Genomic DNA, 20,184 nt, shown 5'->3' on the forward strand with positions numbered 1-20,184 from the left:
AAAAGAGCTAAAAGCCTAACAATTAGACTAATAGCTATACAAAATTACTCCACAACCGAACCAATTTGTCTAAATTTTTCAAAACGATCATTTGCTAATTCTTCAGGTGTGAGTTGCTTCAATTCATATAAATGTTTAAGGAATATTTTCTTAATTGATAAGGCTTGCGCTTCTTCATCTTTTTGTGCACCACCAAGAGGTTCATTAATCACTTCATCTATGATACCTAAATCTAGTAAATCATGTGCAGTGATTTTCATAGTTTCAGCGGCAATTTGAGCTAAGTTACTATCTTTCCATAAAAGTGCAGCTGCACCTTCAGGTGAAATAACTGAATAAGTACTATTTTCAAGCATCAGAACACGATTTGAGATTCCAATACCTAAAGCACCGCCACTTCCACCTTCACCAATAACAATAGCAATAACTGGTACAGTTAATGAAGCCATTTCCATCAAATTTTTTGCAATTGATTCACTTTGACCTCTTTCTTCAGCTGCTTTACCCGGATAAGCACCTTTAGTATCTATAAAAGTAAATACTGGACGATTAAATTTCTCTGCTTGTTTCATTAAACGCAAAGCTTTTCTATACCCTTCAGGGTGAGCCATACCAAAATTACGATAAATATTATCTTTCGTGTCTTTACCACGTTGTTGGCCTATAACTGTTACTGGCTTACCATCTAGATAACCAATTCCACCAATCATTGCTGGATCATCCCTATAAGTTCTATCGCCATGTAACTCAATAAATGAATCAAAAATATAGGAAATATAATCTAATGTGGTTGGTCTTTCTGGTAAACGAGCGATTTGAACACGATCCCAAGGTTTCAAATTAGTATAAACTTTTGTTGTTTCTCTTTTTAATGATGCTTCTAGCATATCTATTTCATCTTGAAGATCAACTTCGTTTTTTTCTTGAGATTCTTTTAAAGAATCAATTTTATTTCTAATTTCAAAAAGTGGTTTTTCAAAATCTAACATTAGTTACTCACCTCTTGATGGATTTTTAAAATATTTGATAAAGTCTCACGCATATCTTTTCGATGAATGACTTTATCAAGTTGACCATGCTCTAGTAAAAATTCAGCAGTTTGGAAATCATCAGGCAACTTTTCATTAATTGTTTGTTCTATAACACGTCTACCAGCAAATCCGATTAGTGCTTTAGGTTCACTTAAATTAATATCCCCAACCGAAGCAAAACTTGCAGAAACCCCTCCAGTAGTGGGATTAGTTATGTAAGAAATATATAATAGTCCTGCATCAGAATGTCTTTTTAAAGAAACACTAGTTTTCCCCATTTGCATTAAAGAAATAATTCCCTCTTGCATTCTAGCTCCACCACTCGCAGAAAACAGAATAAATGGCAAACGATGTTCTGTACAATAATCAATAATTCTACATATTTTTTCACCAACTACTGAGCCCATGCTTCCCATTCTAAAACGAGCATCCATAACTGCAACACCATATTGTATTCCATCTAATTTCGCAGTACCAGACACTAACGCTTCATTAAGTCCAGTCTTCTGCTGATCTTTTTCAATTTTTTCTTCATATCCAGGAAAGTCTAATGGGTTAGCAGATGTCATACCTCTATCAAATTCTATAAATGACCCTTCGTCTGAAATTGCTTCTATTCTTTTATATGCGGTTAAAGCTATATGATGATCACAATTAAAGCATACATTTAAATTTTCATTCAATTCTTTTGTATACATTATTTTTTTGCATTTAGGACATTTTGTCATTATACCAGCAGGTACATCATTTTGTTTAGAATCTTGAACTGTTAAATATTTCTTTTTCTTACTTCGATTAAAAAAATCTTTAAACATTGGTAAACCTCCAAATATCCTTTGTTACTTCATTTAAAAAGACTTTACATATTTTGTATAAGTCGTAATAGTACTAAAATATAGCTATTCGTTTAATCTATTTTAAGTCAGTAAGTTTCATAGTTTTATCAAATATTTCTTGTGTATCAATTTTAATTCTTGCTACACCGGATTCCATAGCAGCTTTAGCTACATTTTTGGCTACTGATGGAGCTACTCTTTTATCAAATGGTCCTGGTATACAATAATCGGGATGTAACTCATTTTCGTCGATTAAATGAACGATAGCTTCTACAGCTGCCTTTTTCATATGTTCATTAATATGAGTAGCTTCAACGTCCAAAGCGCCTCTAAAAATACCTGGAAAAGCTAATACATTATTAATTTGGTTCGGAAAATCAGATCGACCAGTACCCACAACCTTTGCACCTGCCTGTTTGGCTTCATTGGGATTGATTTCAGGATTAGGATTAGCCATAGCAAAAATAATTGGGTCATCAGCCATTGTCTTCACCATATTTTGCGTCAATATATCCGCTACAGATACACCTATAAAAACATCTGCATCTTTAATCACTTCTTCAAGTGAACCTTCAACTTTATCTTTATTCGTCCACTTTGCTACATATGTTTTTGTATCATTCATACCTAAATTTCTGCCAGAATAAATAGCACCTTTTGAATCGCACATAATCATATTATTCACGCCATAAGCATGAAGTAACTTTACTATAGCGATACCTGCTGCACCTGCACCATTTAATACAACTTTTATATCCGTTAACTCTTTATTTACAATTTTTAAAGCATTGATTAACCCAGCCATAGTAACGATAGCTGTACCATGTTGATCGTCATGGAAAATAGGTATATTGGTCTCTTTCTTTAAGGTTTCTTCAATTTCAAAACAGCGAGGAGCTGATATATCTTCAAGATTAATTCCACCATAGTTGGGTTGAATAAGTTTAACTGTTTTTATGATTTCTTGAGTATCCGTTGTATCTAATGCTATCGGCACACCATTAATACCCGCAAAACTTTTGAACAATGCTGCCTTTCCTTCCATTACTGGAATACTTGCTTCTGCTCCAATATTCCCTAAACCGAGAACAGCAGTTCCATCCGTTACAACAGCAACTGTATTTCCCTTAATAGTGTACTCATACACTTTTCTTGGATCTTCATGGATTTCTTTACAAGGTTCAGCAACGCCAGGTGAGTATGCTAGGCTTAATTGTTGCTTATTTGTCACTTTAACATTTGGTGTAATTTCTAGTTTACCTTGGTTCTCTCTATGCATTTCTAAAGCGTCATCTCTTAAAGACATTTAATCAACCCCTATTTTATTTTGTGAGAAGTCATTGAACTATATGTATTCAGTACATAAATCAATCCATGAATAGAAAACTGAATCATTTTAAATATACACGATTTACTAGTAAATATGTAGAACAATAGTACAATCATTGAAAGTAAATTGATTTTTAGATGTTGCAATTCAAATTATTTCTTCTGCTGATAAAACAGATTTAGTGTGTTAAATCAGAACAAAAAATAATTATAAAAGAAAAACTGATGATTAAGAAATAATCATCAGTTAACTATATCATAATTTAAAAATCGTTAAAAGTTAAATAAACCTAATATCAGCTGGTGAATAAGTTTGTATTAATAGATCAAAATTTTGAGGTTGACGTTCAATTTGTCCCAACATTGTCATCTTATTTGCACATTCGTCAAAACCATAAATATTTAATGCATGTTGTTTATTAGATTGCACTTTTGAATGTTCAAATTGTGGTTCAAGATGGGTTACATTACGTAAAATAACTTTTTTCGAATTAGACAATTTTGTTTGTTCATACGCTTCAACTTCAAAAAGTTGATTGATGATAAGTTGCATTTGCTGATTACGCTTTTCAAATTTACCCAATACGATATACATCTGTTCCTTTGAAATAGAAGTTTCGTATTTTTTAAACTTATCTGGGAAAATCACTCCATCCATCATCGTTCTTCCATCATTCATAGTTACAAATGCCATATTTTGACCATTCTTCGTTCTTATTTGTTTGATATGGTCAAATTGAACAAGTATAGGTTGATAGTGACTTCCATTAGACAATTGAAATATACCTAAATATTGTTTCTTTTCAAATTTCTTTTCAACTGGATGTTTACTAATATAGAATCCTAGGTATTCTTTTTCATAATCACTTAATAATTGATCAGGCAGTTCCTCTTTTTCTTCATATGATTGTTTAGGAGTTAAAAGATCGAAAAGCATATCATCTTGTTCAACATCAGAATTTAAATCTAATACTTGATCAATTGCTTGTAATAATGTCGCTCTAGTTTTGCCAAAAGTGTCGAATGCGCCTACTAAGATAAGAGACTCAAGTAATTTTCTATTTTTCACCCTTTTAGGTATACGTCTTGAAAAATCAAAGAAATCTCTATAAGGTCCATTCTGCTGGCGCTCATCAATAATTAATTTAACGCTTTGATATCCAATTCCTTTAATTGTACCTAAAGACAAATATATTCCTTTATTACTTGCCTTATAATACCAATGACTTTGATTAATATTGGGAGGCAAAATGCTAATTCTTTGATGCTTAGCTTCGTCAATTATAGCTGCAGTCTTTTTTTCACTTCCTATTACATTACTCAAGATATTTGCATAAAAATAATGAGGATAGTGCACTTTTAAATAGCTCATTATGTATGCAATTTTTGAGTAACTAACAGCATGGGCACGTGGGAACCCATAATCAGCAAACTTAAGTATTAAATCAAAAATTTGCTTACTTATCTGTTCACCGTAACCATTATTTTTTGCACCATCTATGAAATGTTGACGCTCACTCTCTAAGATTGCACGATTCTTTTTACTCATTGCTCTTCTTAAAATATCTGCTTCACCATAACTAAAGCCAGCAACTTGACTTGCAATCTGCATAATTTGTTCTTGATAAATGATAACACCATATGTGTTTTTTAAGATTGGTTCTAAATCAGGATGTAAATAAGCAACTTGGTTAGGATTATGTCTACGGGTTATATAAGTTGGTATTTCTTCCATTGGCCCTGGCCTATATAATGATGTGACAGCTACGATATCTTCAAAATGTTCAGGTTGCAATCTTTTTAATACGCTTCTAACGCCTTCTGATTCCAATTGAAAAATACCTGTAGTGTCCCCATTTGATAATAAATCAAACACTTTTTTATCATCATAAGGAATAGCTTCTATATCAATATTTATATTTAAATCCTTTTTAACTTGTAAAATAATTTGATGAATAATTGATAGATTGCGTAATCCCAAGAAATCAATTTTTAATAATCCTATATGTTCCGCTTCTGTCATAGTCCACTGTGTTAATAATCCTGTATCACCAGTTGTTAATGGCGCAAATTTGAATAATGGTTGATCATTGATAATGATACCTGCAGCATGTGTCGACGTATGTCTTGGTAAGCCTTCTAACTTTTTACTTACTTCAAACCAACGTTCATTTCTATGATTACGATGAACAAATGCTTTAAACTCTGGCTTCTGGTATGCTTCTTCAAGAGTTATACCTAATTTATGTGGAATAAGTTTTGAAATCTCATTTAAACTCGTTTCATCAAAACCCATTATTCTTCCTACATCTCTAGCAACAGCACGGGCTAACAGATGTCCAAATGTCACAATACCTGATACATGATGTTCACCATATTTATCTTGTACATACTTAATTACTTTTTCACGTCTCGTGTCTTCAAAATCAATATCAATATCTGGCATAGTTACACGTTCAGGATTAAGAAATCTTTCAAATAAAAGATTATATTTTAACGGGTCTATCGTAGTAATACCTAATAAATAACTTACCAATGATCCCGCTGATGAACCACGACCTGGCCCAACCATCACTTCATGTGTTTTAGCAAAATGAATCAAATCACTTACAATAAGAAAATAATCCTCGAAACCCATATCAGTAATAATTTTATATTCATGTTTCAACCGATCGAAATAAGTTTTGTCATTAAGTTCCCATTTTTGTAACCTATGTATAAGTATTGTCCAAAGATAATCTTTCGAAGTCTCACCATTAGGTGTCACAAATTGTGGCAACAGTGATTGATGGTATGCAATTTCTGCTTGGCATAATTTTTCAATTTCATTCGTGTTAGCAATCATATCTTCACTAAGATTTAGTGTTTGAAGTTCTTCCATACTAGGAAAATGTTCATCAAGTGTTTCTTTCTCATGTATTAAATCTAACTTAGTATTATCTCTTATGGCATGTAAAGCTGGAATGGTTTCAGCATCATCTTCATCTAAATATCTTGCAGATTGCATCCATACACGTTTGCCAGTCAATGTATTATTACTATTATGATTTAAATACAATTCTTTCTTACCTTCAAACGCATCAATGATTTGCTTATGAGACAACTCAGCCTCTTTAAATATGATAATTAAATGTTTATCATATTTTTTTAGCCATTCAATAGGTACTTCTTCTTTATTTTTCATCATTATAGCAGAAGAAAGTTGGTATAATGACTTGAGTCCTTGATTATTTTTTGCTAAAACAACTGTTTCAATAGTATAGAGACCATCCGTTAAATATATAGTCATACCAAATATGGGATGTATGTGGGCTGCAATACAAGCATCATAAAACTTTGGATAACCGTACAATACATTTGTATCGGTTATTGCAAGCGCACGGTATCCTTCTTTTTTAGCTTTATCTATTAATGCATCAATTCTCAAACTAGAATCTAACAGGTCAAAAGAAGTATGAATATTTAAATGTGCTACCATGGTCTCTTACCTCCTTTTAAAAATTATAACTTGTCGTTTAAAGCTTCGGCGAGTTGCTCGAATTGCTCCCAACTATTTACTGAAACTCCAGATGCATTTGGATGTCCACCACCACCAAATGTATTAGCGACATCATTAATAATAATATGACCTTTAGAACGCAACCTACATCTGATTTGATCTCCTTCATCAACGCCAAACATCCATATTTTTAATCCTCGAATATCTGCGATTGTATTTACAAATAAAGACGCTTCATTAGGTTGTATTTGAAATTTTTCAAGTATGTCTTTAGTTATTTTAACTTTGCAGAATCCTTTATCATTTAAATCAAAATTTTGCAATATATAGCCTTGAAATGGTAATAGTTTCGGATCTTTTTCAGACATTTTGTTTAATTCTTGGTTGTGATCAAAAGGATATGTAAGTAATTTTCCAGCAATTTGCATTGTCCGTGGTGTAGTATTATTAAATAAAAAACGTCCAGTATCACCGACGATGCCAAGATATAACAATCTAGCAACTTGTTCATCAATGATATGTTCATCATTGAAATGTGAAATGAATTCGTAAATTATTTCACTAGTGGAAGAAGCTTTGGTATTAACATAGTTTATATCTCCATACTGATCAGTAGCAGGATGATGATCAATTTTTAAAAGTTTGGTACCTGTATTATAACGTTGGTCATCTATTCTTGGCGCATTTGCCGTATCACATACAACTACAGTCGCTTTCTTATACATATCATTGTCAATTTCATCCATCAAACCTATAAATTTCAAAGAATCTTCATTAGTTCCTACAGCATAAATTTGTTTATCTGGAAACTTCTTTTGCAAGTAATATTTCAAACCTAATTGCGAACCATATGCGTCTGGATCAGGTCTTAGATGTCTGTGAATAATAATTAACTCACTTTGTTCTAATGCTTCCATTATTTCATTCATTTTTACTTCCATATTAATTACTCCCTTTAAATTTCTAAATATTATTTTAAAACCCATCAAACATTTGACAAATTACTAAGGCATTAGCAACTTTTTCACCATTATTAATCATAGTAACTTCTAATTTAGCAAAATATCGTCCAACATCTAACATTTCATAATGTACTTCAATAGAAGATTCAATTGGTACAGTCTTAATATAGATAATACTCATACTTTCTATCATGACATTACCTTTTTTATACTTTCTCATTTCGTGACGAATCGTTTCCTCAATAATTCCAACAAATACTGCTTTACTTAAAGTACCGTAATGATTTGTAATGAGTGGAGATACGTCGACATTTATTCCTTGTTGATGTATTGAAATATGTTTAGCAATTTGATCATTCACTGTTTCACCAATTTGAGGTTGTCTACCTAATAATTGCATTGATTTTAAAACATCCTGTCTGTTAATTACACCGACAGCTTTTTTATTATTATCAGTTACTGGTAATAATTCAATCCCTTCCCAAATTAATAAATGGGCACAACTAGCAACCGTATTTGTTAATTTAACACTCAATGGATTTTTAGTCATAACCTTACCTAATAGATCTTCTTCGTTCATATTGATGATTTCTCTACTTGTTACTATACCTACTAATTTAAATTCTTCGTTTACTATAGGAAACCTTGTATGGCCAGTTTCATTTGCTATTTTTTTGTAATCATGAATTGTCATTGAATCAAATAACACTGATAATTCATTGATTGGTTTAACTATATCCTCAACCACAAGTATTTCTTTGCGTATTTTCTGATTAAACATTGCTTTATTGATGATATTAGCAACTAAGAATGTATCATAACTTGAAGAAATAATTGGCAATTCATGCTCATCTGCATATCGTATAATTTCAGCACTTGGACGAAAACCACCTGTGATGAGTATTGAAGTTTCTCGTTTTAAAGCTTCAATCTGTACATTTTCTCTATTTCCAACAATTAATAATGTGTGTTTGCCTATATATTTCAGAATATCATCAAATTGCATTGCTCCTATTGCAAATTTTGAAACTGATTTATTAAGTCCAGCTCTACCAGCAAGTATTTGACCCTCAACAATATTTGCAATTTCATTAAACGTTAAGTTATCTAAATTTTCTCTATTTCGTTTCTCGATTCTAACAGTACCAACTCTGTCAATAGTTGCTACAATTCCAAGTTGACTCGCATCTTTAATTGCTCTGTACGCAGTACCTTCAGACACATTAAGATCTTTAGCAATTTTTCGCACAGAGATTTTAGAGCCTATTGATAAAGATTCAATATGTTTAATTATTTGTTCATTCTTTGTCATCCCGTTACCTCTTATATCTTTATAACAGTCTTTTTATCATTATAACTTTTAATGTACAAAAAATCATTGTTCAATCATTCTAAAATACTAAATATTAATCAATATAAATTACCGTTAAAGATTATATTCAAAATATTTAAATATTAATGGAAATCACACTAAAACTTTACTAAAATAAAGTTGAGGAGGGATGATTTATGTATAAACATATTCTACTTGGGGTAGACACTCAAATTAAAAATGAGAAAGCTCTTAAAGAGGTGTCTCGTTTAGCAGGTGAAGGTACTATCGTCACAGTTTTAAATGCCATTAATGAGCAAGATGCTCAAGCGTCAATCAGAGCTGGCGTACATTTAGATAAGCTAACCGAAAAACGTTCTAAAGGTTTAGAAAGTACACTTAAAACTTTAGAAGACTACGGCATTGATTATGATGAAGTTATTGTGAGAGGCAATGCTAAGGATGAGCTATTAAAATTTGCGAATAGTGGTAAATATGAAATTGTTGTTCTTAGTAACCGAAAAGCTGAAGACAATAAGAAATTTGTTTTAGGTAGCGTAAGTCATAAAGTAGCTAAACGTGCTACTATTCCTGTTTTAATAGTTAAATAAACAACATACTCGTAACCTAAAATACCAAAACTATAATAAATGAGTTAGTATTTGTATTAAAAGGTTTGATATAATTTCAATTTTTATTCAGCAATCGACTTGCCACAACATTAGGAAGCCTGAGACATTATGTGTGTCTCAGGCTCTTATTTATATTTCTTAAATTCAAAATATCAACTTACTACTGTTAAATTTTAATTAACGTTGTACTTTTAGAAAATGACTTAAAAACCAAAAGCTATATGTCATTTAGACAAATAATTAAAATTCCACTGATTCTCCTGGATTGAGAATTTGCACTTCCCCTACCTGAACTGCATCCTTAAATTGCTCTGGATCTTGTTCAATTAACGGGAATGTATTGTAATGAATAGGAACACTGATTGTAGGCTTAATAAATTCATTAATAGCGTAACTAGCATCTTCTATTCCCATGGTAAAGTTATCTCCAATAGGAACAAAACATACATCAACTGGGTGTCTATCTGCTATCAATTTCATATCACTAAATAATCCTGTATCCCCAGTATGATAGATAGTCTTACCTTCAGCTTCGACAATTATTCCCATAGGCATACCTAAATATACGGGCACACCATTTTCATGTGTAAAACTAGAACTATGGAATGCTTGAACAAATTTGACTGTTCCAAAATCAAATTCAGCTTTCCCACCAATGTTCATGCCATGAACATTTTCGACTCCGTGATAAGTAGATAAATATCCTTGTAATTCTGCCGAACCAATCACAGTTGCATGGTTACGATTGGCCAATTCAACTATATCACCAAAATGGTCAGCGTGACCATGTGTTAAGATAATGTAATCTACCTCTAACGTTTGTTCATCTAGGTCACATTTATCGTTGCCAGAGATAAATGGATCAACTATAACTTTCTTGCCGTTACCTTCAAAATAAATTGTTGATTGACCATGAAATGAAAGTTTCATAAGAGTTCCCCTCCTAAAAGTAATATCTTTTAACAGTATACCCTAACAGTCACATTTATAACACTAGTGAGCTATTTAGCTTGTTTAGTTCAAACAATAACTCTTACTTTTTGAAAACTATATCTTATTAGCATAGAATTAATATATCATCACATGATGGAGGTTCATTATATGACTAAAATAGAAGAAATCAAAAAAGTTTTACAACAGGAAGATGCTGATGCAGCATGGATTACGACACCCTTAAACATCTTTTACTTTACTGGGTATCGAAGTGAGCCACATGAAAGACTCTTCGCTTTGCTAATTCCATCAAATGAAGAGCCTGTTTTATTTTGTCCAAAAATGGAAGTTGAAGAAGTAAAACAATCACCGTTTAAAGGTAAAATCGTCGGTTATTTAGATACTGAAAACCCATTCGACAAATACTCTAAAACTTTCTCTAAAATGCTCATTGAAAGTGAACATCTTACAGTTAAACGTCAAAGAGAATTAACAAAAGCGTTTAATATAGAACACTATCAAGATGTTGATCAATCAATCAAGGACTTACGTAATATCAAATCAGAAGATGAAATTATCAATATAAAAAAGGCAGCTGCGTTAGCTGATAAATGTATTGAAATTGGTAAATCCTTTCTTAAAGAAGGTGTAGAAGAAAGAGAAGTTGTCAACCATATCGAAAATGAAATAAAAAAATATGGCGTTAATGAAATGAGTTTCGACACGATGGTACTCTTCGGTGACCATGCTGCTTCACCACATGGTACACCCGGTGACAGAAAATTAAAGCAAAATGAGTTTGTACTATTTGATTTAGGTGTTGTATACCATCATTATTGCAGTGATATGACACGCACAATTCATTTTGGCAAACCTAATAAGGAAGCACAAAATATATATAACATTGTTTTAAAAGCAGAAACGGAAGCAATTAAATCTATTAAACCAGGAGTTACCATCAAAGATATTGATAAAATAGCAAGAGATATAATCCAAGAAGCAGGTTATGGTGATTACTTTCCGCATAGACTAGGTCATGGATTAGGCCTTGAAGAACATGAATATCAAGATATATCAAGTGTAAATAATAATAAACTTGAAGCAGGAATGGTGATTACTATAGAGCCTGGCGTATATGTCCCTCATGTGGCTGGTGTTAGAATTGAAGATGATATTTTAGTAACTGAAAATGGTTATGAAATATTAACTCAATACGAAAAATAACAAAACAACAATAAGCCCCAAGCTTCATTCACATGAATGAAGCTTGGGGTAAATTTCACGCATTATTTCAATGCATCTTCAATTGAAGTATATTCAAAATTAAATGTATCGGCTACATTCTTATTAGTCACGTGTCCATTAAATGTATTTAGACCTAAAGATAATGGATGATTTACTTTGAATGCTTCACGATAACCTTTATTAGCCAATAATTGCGCATAAGGTAATGTTGCATTGTTCAATCCAATTGTAGATGTACGTGGAACGGCGCCTGGCATATTAGCCACAGCATAATGCACGACACCATGTTTAGTATAAGTTGGGGCATCGTGCGTTGTAATTTTATCAGTAGTCTCAAAGATTCCACCTTGATCTATCGCAATATCTACAATCACTGATCCATCTTTCATTTCTTTTATCATATCTTCAGTCACTAAGTTTGGCGCTTTAGCACCTGGAATCAGAACTGCTCCAATGACTAAATCACTTTCTTTTACATACATTTCTATATTTAATGGATTGGACATTATTGTTCTTACTCTGCCATCAAACAAGTCCTCTAATTCTTCTAAACGTTTAGGGTTAACATCTAAAATTGTCACTTCAGCACCTAACCCTAAAGCTATTTTAGCTGCATTTGTTCCTGCTTGACCGCCACCAATAATAGTGACTTTACCTTTAGGCACTCCAGGTATGCCACCTAGTAAGATACCCATACCTCCATTAAATCTTTGTAAAAATTCAGCTCCCACTTGTGCAGACATTCTACCAGCCACTTCACTCATTGGTGTTAATAACGGTAAAGAACCGTCTGGTAATTGTACAGTTTCATAAGCAATAGATATAACCTTGTTGTCCACAAGTGCCTGAGTTAATTTCTGTTCATTCGCAAGGTGTAAATAAGTAAATAAGATTAACTCTTCTTTAAAGAATTTGTATTCTGATTCAAGTGGTTCTTTGACTTTGATGACCATATCAACATCCCAAGCTTTTGACTGCTCATCAACAATTTTGGCACCGGCTTCTTGATAATCACCATCTTCAAAGTAAGATCCTAGACCAGCATTTGTTTCTACTAAAACTTCATGTCCTTGGTCTACAAGTGCATGTACACCACTTGGTGATAACCCCACTCGATTCTCATTATTCTTTATTTCTTTAGGAATCCCAATTTTCATATTATCTACCTCCAACCTTATCGTAACGTGTCCTTATCAAAACGGCAAACGATAACATATAATGACATAATTTTGTAATTATTATTAATTAAATATTCTGTTTATTGTGTTAAAATAGAATTAAGAAAGATAAAGGGGGCAATAATGATGATTTCTTATAAAAATATATTAATCGCAGTCGATGGATCTCATGAAGCAGAATGGGCTTTTAACAAAGCTGTCGGTGTTGCTAAACGTAACGATGCTCAATTAACTATTGTGAATGTAATTGACTCACGTACGTATTCTTCTTATGAAGTATATGATGCTCAATTCACAGAAAAATCAAAACATTTCTCCGAAGAATTACTTAAAGGTTATAAAGAAGTAGCCACAAATGCAGGTGTAAAAAATGTTGACACACGTTTAGAATTCGGCTCACCTAAAGCAATTATACCTAAAAAATTAGCGCATGATGTTGGTGCTGATTTGATTATGAGTGGTACATCAGGTTTAAATGCGGTAGAACGTTTTATTGTTGGCTCTGTATCAGAAGCGATTGTTCGACATGCACCTTGTGACGTATTAGTTGTACGTACAGAAGAAATGCCTGAAGATTTCCAACCTCAAGTAGCAACATCTCAATTACGTGAAAAATATCAAGATTAGTCACTGTTATAGATAAAATAAAAAATACTGCCGGTTGTAGTTTACTAACTTAACCGGCAGTATTTCTATATGTACTAAAATTTTTTAATACATATAGAAAAAGATACTATTTGAATTCATTAATCCTATTTTTAAAATTAATTCACTTCGATACTTTCGTTGGTATTAAATTCTTCTTTTTTGGGTGTATTATCATTAAGTTGACCATATTTAATCACGTCACGAGATATCATTACTTCTTCATCAGTAGGTACAACAAGTACTTTTACAGGTGAATGTGGATAATTAATATAACCTTCTTCACCATGTAAACTTTCATTCTTCTTAGGATCCCAATAAACACCCATAAACTCAAGTCCTTCTAAAACTTTACCACGAATAATATGTGAGTTTTCACCTATTCCTGCAGTAAATACAATAACATCTACACCATGCATTCTAGCTGCATAAGAACCAATATATTTGTGAATTTTTGAAGCAAATAAATCTAATGCAACACGTGAACGTTGACGTCCATGTTTTGCTTCTTCAGTTAAATCACGCAAATCACTTGATGTCCCAGTAAGACCTAATAATCCTGATTCTTTATTAAGTATTTCTAATACTTCATCAGCTGTTTTACCCGTTTTTTCCATAATGAATGGTATTAAAGCTGGATCAAGATTCCCCGAACGAGTCCCCATTGTTACACCAGCAAGTGGTGTGAATCCCATAGATGTATCAATAGATTCTCCACCGTCTATAGCTGCAATAGATGCACCGTTACCGATGTGACAAGAAATAATTCTTAAATCTTCAATTGGTCTACCAACAATTTGAGCAGCTCTACGAGATACATATTTATGACTTGTGCCGTGGAAACCATACTTACGTATACCATAGTCTTCATAGTAATGGTATGGCAAGCTATATAAATAAGCTTGTTCAGGCATAGTTTGGTGGAAAGAAGTATCAAACACCGCAACATGTGGGATTTCTGGTAATAACTTTCTAAAAGCTCTAATTCCCATTAAATTAGCTGGATTGTGTAAAGGTGCTAATTCACTTAATTCTTCAATTTGAGATTCTACATCATCAGTAACAACAACTGATTTAGGGAAAGTTTCGCCACCGTGCACAACACGATGACCTGTTCCTTGAATATCAGTGATGTCTTTAATCATTTCATGTTCTTTAAAACTATCTAACATTATATTAACGGCTTCTTCATGATTATGGATATCTCTGATATCAGTAAGCTTCTCGCCATTAACATGAATGGTGAAGATAGAATCGCTTAAACCAATACGTTCTATCACACCTTTAGTTACTAGTTTTTCTTCAGGCATCTTAATTAGCTGGAACTTTAAAGATGAGCTACCAGCATTTACCGCCAAAATTAATTTTGACATAAGACATTGTCCTCCATCATTTGTTTAGTTATATTTTTCACATAATCATTTTATCATTAACACAGTTTGAATACTATATTGTTACAGACTATTTTTTTGTATGATTTGTGACTATCCACTGATTCAATTCAGAAATGAAACCTTGAAATTGTTGAGGATTTTTAAAATCAGGGATATTTGCTAATAAGACTTCAACTGGTCGAGTTTTTCCTGATTTTTTCTTTTGTAAAATCAATATAGATTTACGTGCTTTTTCATTTTTAAATAAAGTTTTAGGTAAATTTAAAAATGCTTGCATCTCAGTCTCTGTAGCAATGAAATTTTCCAACTGTTTCACTTTATCATCTTCAAAGAGATGACTAGGAACAACTAAAAATGCATAACCTGCCCCTTTTAGCGCATTAATAGATTGTTCGATTAACAGATGATGGGAATAACTGTGTCCCTCTTCGAAGCCTAACTTCATTTCTCTACTACGTTCATCTAAAGGATAGTATCCTATTGGGAAATCTCCAATCACGACATCTGCCTCTTCCAATGGTAATGGCATAATCGCATCTTGAGGATAAACGTCAAATGGTATCTCTAAAAAATTGGCCAAATGCACACTTACACGTGATAGCACTGGATCGACCTCTATCAGATGGTGCATAATTGTTTTATCAGAAAGTACTTCTTTCACTGCTGCACTTAGATGACCTGCCCCACTTGCAATATCTACAATGTGCATTTCCTCTTTATGTTCTAAAAAGCGTTGAACAAGAAAACCGAGAATGAGTCCAATAGAATCAGGCGTAATCTGATGATTAGCTTGAATATTTTCTTCTTGTAATAAACTTAAATATGCAAATTGAAAAGCTTTCCTTCTATCTTGAAGCGTTGCTTGCTCTAAAAGTTCTCTTTGGTTTGTATATATATCTTCCATAGCTAGCCCTAAATTTTCGATAAAACTTTGTCCATTTTCTTTGTTTAAGGCTTTAGCTTTATCGTCTAATGTATGAAATAGACGTTCCATTATAGTGTTTTCTTCAGACATAAAATATCCCTTTCTATTTAAAAAAGTGTCCATCCGTGATTGATAGTATGAATTAACTCTAAATAATTAATTTACTACTCGAACAAGTATGGACACTAAAACTTTTTACTGTCAATAGTTCAATATGACTAAATATTTCTATATGCTTTTAATGCGGCTTCAAAATCAGGGTAATTCGTACCTTCACTGACAATTTCCTTATATACTACTTTATTGTTTTCGTTTAACACAAATACCGAACGTGCAAGTAAGCGTAATTCATCCATTACAAGTCCATAATTTCGACCAAAAGATAAATCTTTATGGTCACTTAAAGTAATTACATTTTCTAATCCGCTTGATGCACACCATCTTTTTTGGGCGAAAGGTAAATCTACTGATATCGTTAAAACTACGCCATCTTCAGCTGAAGCTTCTTCATTAAACTTTCGAGTTTGACTATCACATACTCCTGTATCAATAGATGGTATAACACTAATTAATTTCTTCTTGTTTTTATAATCATCTAAAGTAATTTGATTCAAACTATTATCAAGAACTGTGAAATTTGGTGCGATATCACCTTCATTAACCTCAGAACCTGATAATTTAATGGGATTATTTTTAAATGTAATTTGAGTCATCGTAACGACCTCCTATCAACTTAGTTAATTATAATGATACGACAAAGAACGTATGATTTTCAATTTTTTTAGCCATTATCTATTAAAAAATGAAAACCTTTCCAAAAAAAATCGTTGTTTGTAATATAGTAATAAAAGAGGCCAAACAAATTTGCAAACATTAACTCGACAAGATAAGCAATACACACTCATTTAAAGTTTGTCTACAATTTCATTTGAACCTCTTAATCTAACAATTATTTACTGCACAATAAAATCGTAGAGATTTTTTATAATTAATATTGCAGTAACTACTATAAATAAAGCTTTTACATACCTTACCCCTTTTTTCAAGGCAAATTGAGCACCTAACAAAGCACCTATCATCATGCTAAAAGCCATAATAATACCATAAAAATAATTGACCTGACCTAAAATCATGAAAAATAATAACGCACCACAATTAGATGCAAAATTTAAAACCTTTGCATTACCAGCTGCGCTTAAAAAGTCAAAGCCAAATAATAAAAGTGTAAATAGCATAAAGGAGCCCGTACCACCACCTAAAAAACCATCATAAAATCCAATAACAATAAATATTAATGTAAATAATACTGCTTTTGTAAAAGTAAAATCGGTAAATGTTCTTACATTTCCCCAATCTTTTTGTATGATGGTATAAATAAGAACTAATGACAGTGCTATAATGATTAGTGGTTTTAAAATATTTGCTGGTATGTATGTCGCAATGATAGCACCACCACCGGAAGCAACAAATATTAATGGAAACATCTTTCCTACTATTTTCAAGTCAACTTTACCTGAACGTAAAAATTTTAATGCACTTGTTAATGTACTAAAAGAACTCGCAAATTTATTTGTACCTAAAGCAACAGATGGTGGCAAGCCAACTGCAAGTAATGCAGGGGTTGAAATTAGTCCACCCCCACCAACTACAGAGTCGACGAATGAAGCGATAAAACCAAAGGCAACAATCATCAACATAATCGATAAATTCCAATCCATACTAAGCCTAACCCCTTTGTTTTTATTACATTACGAATTTTAGAATAAATCTTTAATCAATGAATCTGTAGATTGTTCTTTCGCACTCTTATAATTTTGATCTATTGTTAATGTTTCAATATTTTCAACTGCATTTTCTATCATTTCATCAAAATTAAATACACTTTCATATTTTACTACTTTGTCAAAATCCGGTTCAGTTACAGGATTTTTCGGAGTAAATATTGTACAACAATCTTCATAAGGTTGAATAGATGTTTCAAATGTACCGAGTTCTTTTGCTTTCTTAATAATGTCTTCTTTATCTAACGTTAATAGAGGTCTTAAAACAGGTGTAGCTGTGACATGATTAATAGCGTACATACTCTTTAGTGTCTGACTTGCTACTTGACCAAGATTCTCTCCATTTACGATGGCATTAGCATTTATTTGATGTACAACTTTATCAGATATACGCATCATCATTCTTCTTGTAGAAGTCATTGTATAACGAGGATGTACAACTTTATTAATTTGCTTTTGTATTTCTGTAAATGGTACGAGATGCAGCTTAATAGGACCAACACGTTCCGCTAAAATTCTTGTTAATTCGATAACTTTATCTTTAGCTTTTTCACTCGTAAATGGTGGACTATGAAAATGTATTGCTTCAACAGTTACGCCACGTTTCATTACTTCTATTCCTGCTACAGGAGAATCAATACCACCACTTAACATAAGTAATGTCTTACCTCCTGTACCGACTGGCAGTCCACCTGCACCAGCGATTACTTTTTCATAAATATAAATAGCATCCATTCTTACTTCTATTTTAATTTCATAGTCAGGATTTTTAACATTCACTGTTATATTATTATTTTCTTTTAGTATTGCTCCACCTACTTGACGTTGCAATTCATACGTATCCAATCGAAATGACTTATCAACTCGTTTTACATCTACCTTAAAAGTTGAACCTTTTACAAAGTCTTGAGATAACTGTATCGCTGATTGATTTATTTTCTCTTCATTTTTATCAATTTTTATGACTGGACTGATTGACTTTATACCATAAACTTTAGATACGCGTTGAATGATTTCATTTATGTCTGCTTCAGGGGATAATTCTATGTACATTCTATCCCTCTTTCCTTTGACATGATAACCACGCAATGGAATAAGTGCGCGTTTCACATTGTCTTTAAGTTGATTAACAAACATTTTTCTATTCGTACCTTTAAGCGTAAGTTCTCCATATCTAACTAATAAATGATCAAATTGCATTACTTTAACAACTCCTTAATTTCCTTATATACAGTTTCAAATGCATTCATAAAACTTAATATATCGTTTTCAGTCGTATGTGCCCCTAAAGAAATTCTTATACTACCTTCTATTTTTGACTCTGTAATTTCCATAGCAAGTAAAACCTCATTTAATTTATTCATCTTAGAAGAACAAGCACTTGTAGTTGAAACCATTACGTTTTGTTTGGAAAAAGCATTAACAAGTACCTCACCCTTAACACCTGGAAATCCTATATTTATAATGTGGGGTGATGCATTTTGAGGAGAGTTGATAAATACATTTTTGTATTCTGCTAAAAATGAAAGTAATTTATTTTTATAATTGCTTAAACGTAAATTAAGCTCTTTTGTTTGATCAACAGCATTCTTTATAGCTCTAACCATAGAAATAGCCATTGGTAAATTAACTGTACCACTTCGTAAACCATATTCTTGTCCACCACCATGGACAATAGGTTCTATGTTTTGAATATTTTTTAAAAGTAATAGACCTTGACCTTTGAGTCCATTAAACTTGTGACCGCTTAAGCTTAAACTATCAACATGATTGATCTGCATAGGTACCTTACCTAAAGCCTGGACTGCATCAACATGAAAGTGTGCACGTGGGTAATTTTTTACAATATTTGCTATTTCTTCAATAGGTTGAATTTGTCCCATAATATTATTGACATACATACATGTCACAAGTCCTACTTTATCTGTCATTAATAATTTTAAGTGTTCTGTGTCCAACTTACCTTCTTTTGTCACATCAACATATTTTAATTTAAAACCTTTTTCCCTTTCCAAATACCTCATTACTTCCAAAACTGAGGGATGTTCTAAGACTGATGTGATAATCTCATTAGCAGTTTCTTTTTTCATATACGCAATACCTTTTAGCAGTATATTATTCGATTCAGTTGCGCCACTTGTGAAAATGATATCAAACTGATTATTTAAGCTTAATATACGATTGATTTCACTTTTTGCTTTCAATAATAATTGTTCGGCTTGAACCCCTGCATGATGAGGACTATTTGGATTGAAGTATAATGTTTGATTCACTTTTACGAATGAATCAACAACATCTTGATCAGCTTTGGTAGTGGCTGCATTGTCTAAATAAATCACTGATATCACTTCTCTTTCAAATTTTAATTAAATCTTGTTTTAAAAATGAATTGCTTCACTATAAATTTACAAATTAAGATACTCAAGCATTATACTATTTTCTCACAAAATTAAAAGAGTGTGACCATGAATTTTAATTCACT

General features: G+C 32.2%; 17 protein-coding genes. 3 read left to right on the forward strand and 14 right to left on the reverse strand.

All coding sequences use genetic code 11. The features are described from left to right. Positions 1-44 precede the first annotated feature (44 nt). The 6 genes from HMPREF3058_RS10885 to HMPREF3058_RS10910 all read right to left on the reverse strand — a co-directional run bounded on the left by HMPREF3058_RS10885 (position 45) and on the right by HMPREF3058_RS10910 (position 8,969). Complete coding sequence (locus HMPREF3058_RS10885) at positions 45-989, reverse strand: acetyl-CoA carboxylase carboxyltransferase subunit alpha (RefSeq protein WP_002499450.1); 945 nt, start codon at positions 987-989, stop codon at positions 45-47. Then, on the reverse strand, positions 989-1,846 hold the full coding sequence (gene accD / locus HMPREF3058_RS10890; protein WP_001832673.1) for an acetyl-CoA carboxylase, carboxyltransferase subunit beta: 858 nt from the start codon (positions 1,844-1,846) through the stop codon (positions 989-991). The genes HMPREF3058_RS10885 and accD overlap by 1 nt, the downstream gene beginning before the upstream one ends. Before the next feature lie 97 nt (positions 1,847-1,943). Further along, on the reverse strand, positions 1,944-3,173 hold the full coding sequence (locus HMPREF3058_RS10895; RefSeq protein ID WP_002446663.1) for an NADP-dependent malic enzyme: 1,230 nt from the start codon (positions 3,171-3,173) through the stop codon (positions 1,944-1,946). Between the two features lie 303 nt (positions 3,174-3,476). Further along, positions 3,477-6,674, reverse strand: a complete 3,198-nt coding sequence (locus HMPREF3058_RS10900; protein WP_002491822.1) for a DNA polymerase III subunit alpha — start codon at positions 6,672-6,674, stop codon at positions 3,477-3,479. Positions 6,675-6,697: 23 nt separating this feature from the next. Further along, positions 6,698-7,636 (reverse strand): DHH family phosphoesterase, encoded by a 939-nt coding sequence (locus HMPREF3058_RS10905; protein ID WP_002486739.1) that lies wholly within the window; start codon positions 7,634-7,636, stop codon positions 6,698-6,700. Between the two features lie 34 nt (positions 7,637-7,670). Next, positions 7,671-8,969 (reverse strand): DRTGG domain-containing protein, encoded by a 1,299-nt coding sequence (locus HMPREF3058_RS10910; RefSeq protein WP_002446666.1) that lies wholly within the window; start codon positions 8,967-8,969, stop codon positions 7,671-7,673. Positions 8,970-9,166: 197 nt separating this feature from the next. Here HMPREF3058_RS10910 and HMPREF3058_RS10915 point away from each other — a divergent pair, with 197 nt between their 5' ends. Further along, positions 9,167-9,580 carry a universal stress protein gene (locus tag HMPREF3058_RS10915; protein WP_002446667.1) on the forward strand — a complete coding sequence of 138 codons (414 nt, stop codon included), beginning with the start codon at positions 9,167-9,169 and terminating at the stop codon, positions 9,578-9,580. A 261-nt stretch (positions 9,581-9,841) separates the two neighbouring features. Here HMPREF3058_RS10915 and HMPREF3058_RS10920 read toward each other — a convergent pair whose 3' ends face one another. Then, positions 9,842-10,531: a metal-dependent hydrolase gene (locus HMPREF3058_RS10920; protein WP_002491793.1), complete on the reverse strand. Its 690-nt coding sequence runs from the start codon at positions 10,529-10,531 to the stop codon at positions 9,842-9,844. Between the two features lie 171 nt (positions 10,532-10,702). Between HMPREF3058_RS10920 and HMPREF3058_RS10925 the strand changes: the two genes are divergently transcribed. Then, positions 10,703-11,758 carry a M24 family metallopeptidase gene (locus HMPREF3058_RS10925; protein WP_002474995.1) on the forward strand — a complete coding sequence of 352 codons (1,056 nt, stop codon included), beginning with the start codon at positions 10,703-10,705 and terminating at the stop codon, positions 11,756-11,758. A 62-nt stretch (positions 11,759-11,820) separates the two neighbouring features. On the opposite strand, the gene ald is transcribed toward HMPREF3058_RS10925, so the two are convergent. Beyond that, entirely contained in the window at positions 11,821-12,936 is a 1,116-nt protein-coding gene (gene ald / locus HMPREF3058_RS10930) for an alanine dehydrogenase (protein ID WP_002446670.1), read from the reverse strand. Between the two features lie 147 nt (positions 12,937-13,083). On the opposite strand from ald, the gene HMPREF3058_RS10935 reads away from it, so the two are divergent. Next, positions 13,084-13,584 (forward strand): universal stress protein, encoded by a 501-nt coding sequence (locus HMPREF3058_RS10935; protein ID WP_002457820.1) that lies wholly within the window; start codon positions 13,084-13,086, stop codon positions 13,582-13,584. A gap of 137 nt (positions 13,585-13,721) precedes the next feature. Here the strand turns inward: HMPREF3058_RS10935 and HMPREF3058_RS10940 are convergent, their stop codons facing one another. The 6 genes from HMPREF3058_RS10940 to HMPREF3058_RS10965 all read right to left on the reverse strand — a co-directional run bounded on the left by HMPREF3058_RS10940 (position 13,722) and on the right by HMPREF3058_RS10965 (position 20,041). After that, positions 13,722-14,975 carry an acetate kinase gene (locus tag HMPREF3058_RS10940; protein WP_002486737.1) on the reverse strand — a complete coding sequence of 418 codons (1,254 nt, stop codon included), beginning with the start codon at positions 14,973-14,975 and terminating at the stop codon, positions 13,722-13,724. 88 nt (positions 14,976-15,063) lie between these two features. Next, positions 15,064-16,011, reverse strand: a complete 948-nt coding sequence (locus HMPREF3058_RS10945) for a class I SAM-dependent methyltransferase (RefSeq protein ID WP_002491772.1) — start codon at positions 16,009-16,011, stop codon at positions 15,064-15,066. Positions 16,012-16,139: 128 nt separating this feature from the next. After that, positions 16,140-16,634, reverse strand: a complete 495-nt coding sequence (gene tpx, locus HMPREF3058_RS10950) for a thiol peroxidase (RefSeq protein WP_002446674.1) — start codon at positions 16,632-16,634, stop codon at positions 16,140-16,142. 240 nt (positions 16,635-16,874) lie between these two features. Then, the gene (locus HMPREF3058_RS10955) at positions 16,875-17,639 is read right to left on the reverse strand and encodes a sulfite exporter TauE/SafE family protein (protein WP_002491768.1); all 765 of its coding nucleotides are present in this window, start codon (positions 17,637-17,639) and stop codon (positions 16,875-16,877) included. 39 nt (positions 17,640-17,678) lie between these two features. Further along, positions 17,679-18,902, reverse strand: a complete 1,224-nt coding sequence (gene thiI / locus HMPREF3058_RS10960) for a tRNA uracil 4-sulfurtransferase ThiI (RefSeq protein ID WP_002491821.1) — start codon at positions 18,900-18,902, stop codon at positions 17,679-17,681. Beyond that, positions 18,902-20,041 (reverse strand): cysteine desulfurase family protein, encoded by a 1,140-nt coding sequence (locus HMPREF3058_RS10965; RefSeq protein WP_002486750.1) that lies wholly within the window; start codon positions 20,039-20,041, stop codon positions 18,902-18,904. The genes thiI and HMPREF3058_RS10965 overlap by 1 nt, the downstream gene beginning before the upstream one ends. Between the last annotated feature and the right edge of the window lie 143 nt (positions 20,042-20,184).

Source organism: Staphylococcus sp. HMSC068G11 (assembly GCF_001815825.1).
Classification (GTDB): Bacteria; Bacillota; Bacilli; order Staphylococcales; family Staphylococcaceae; genus Staphylococcus; species Staphylococcus epidermidis.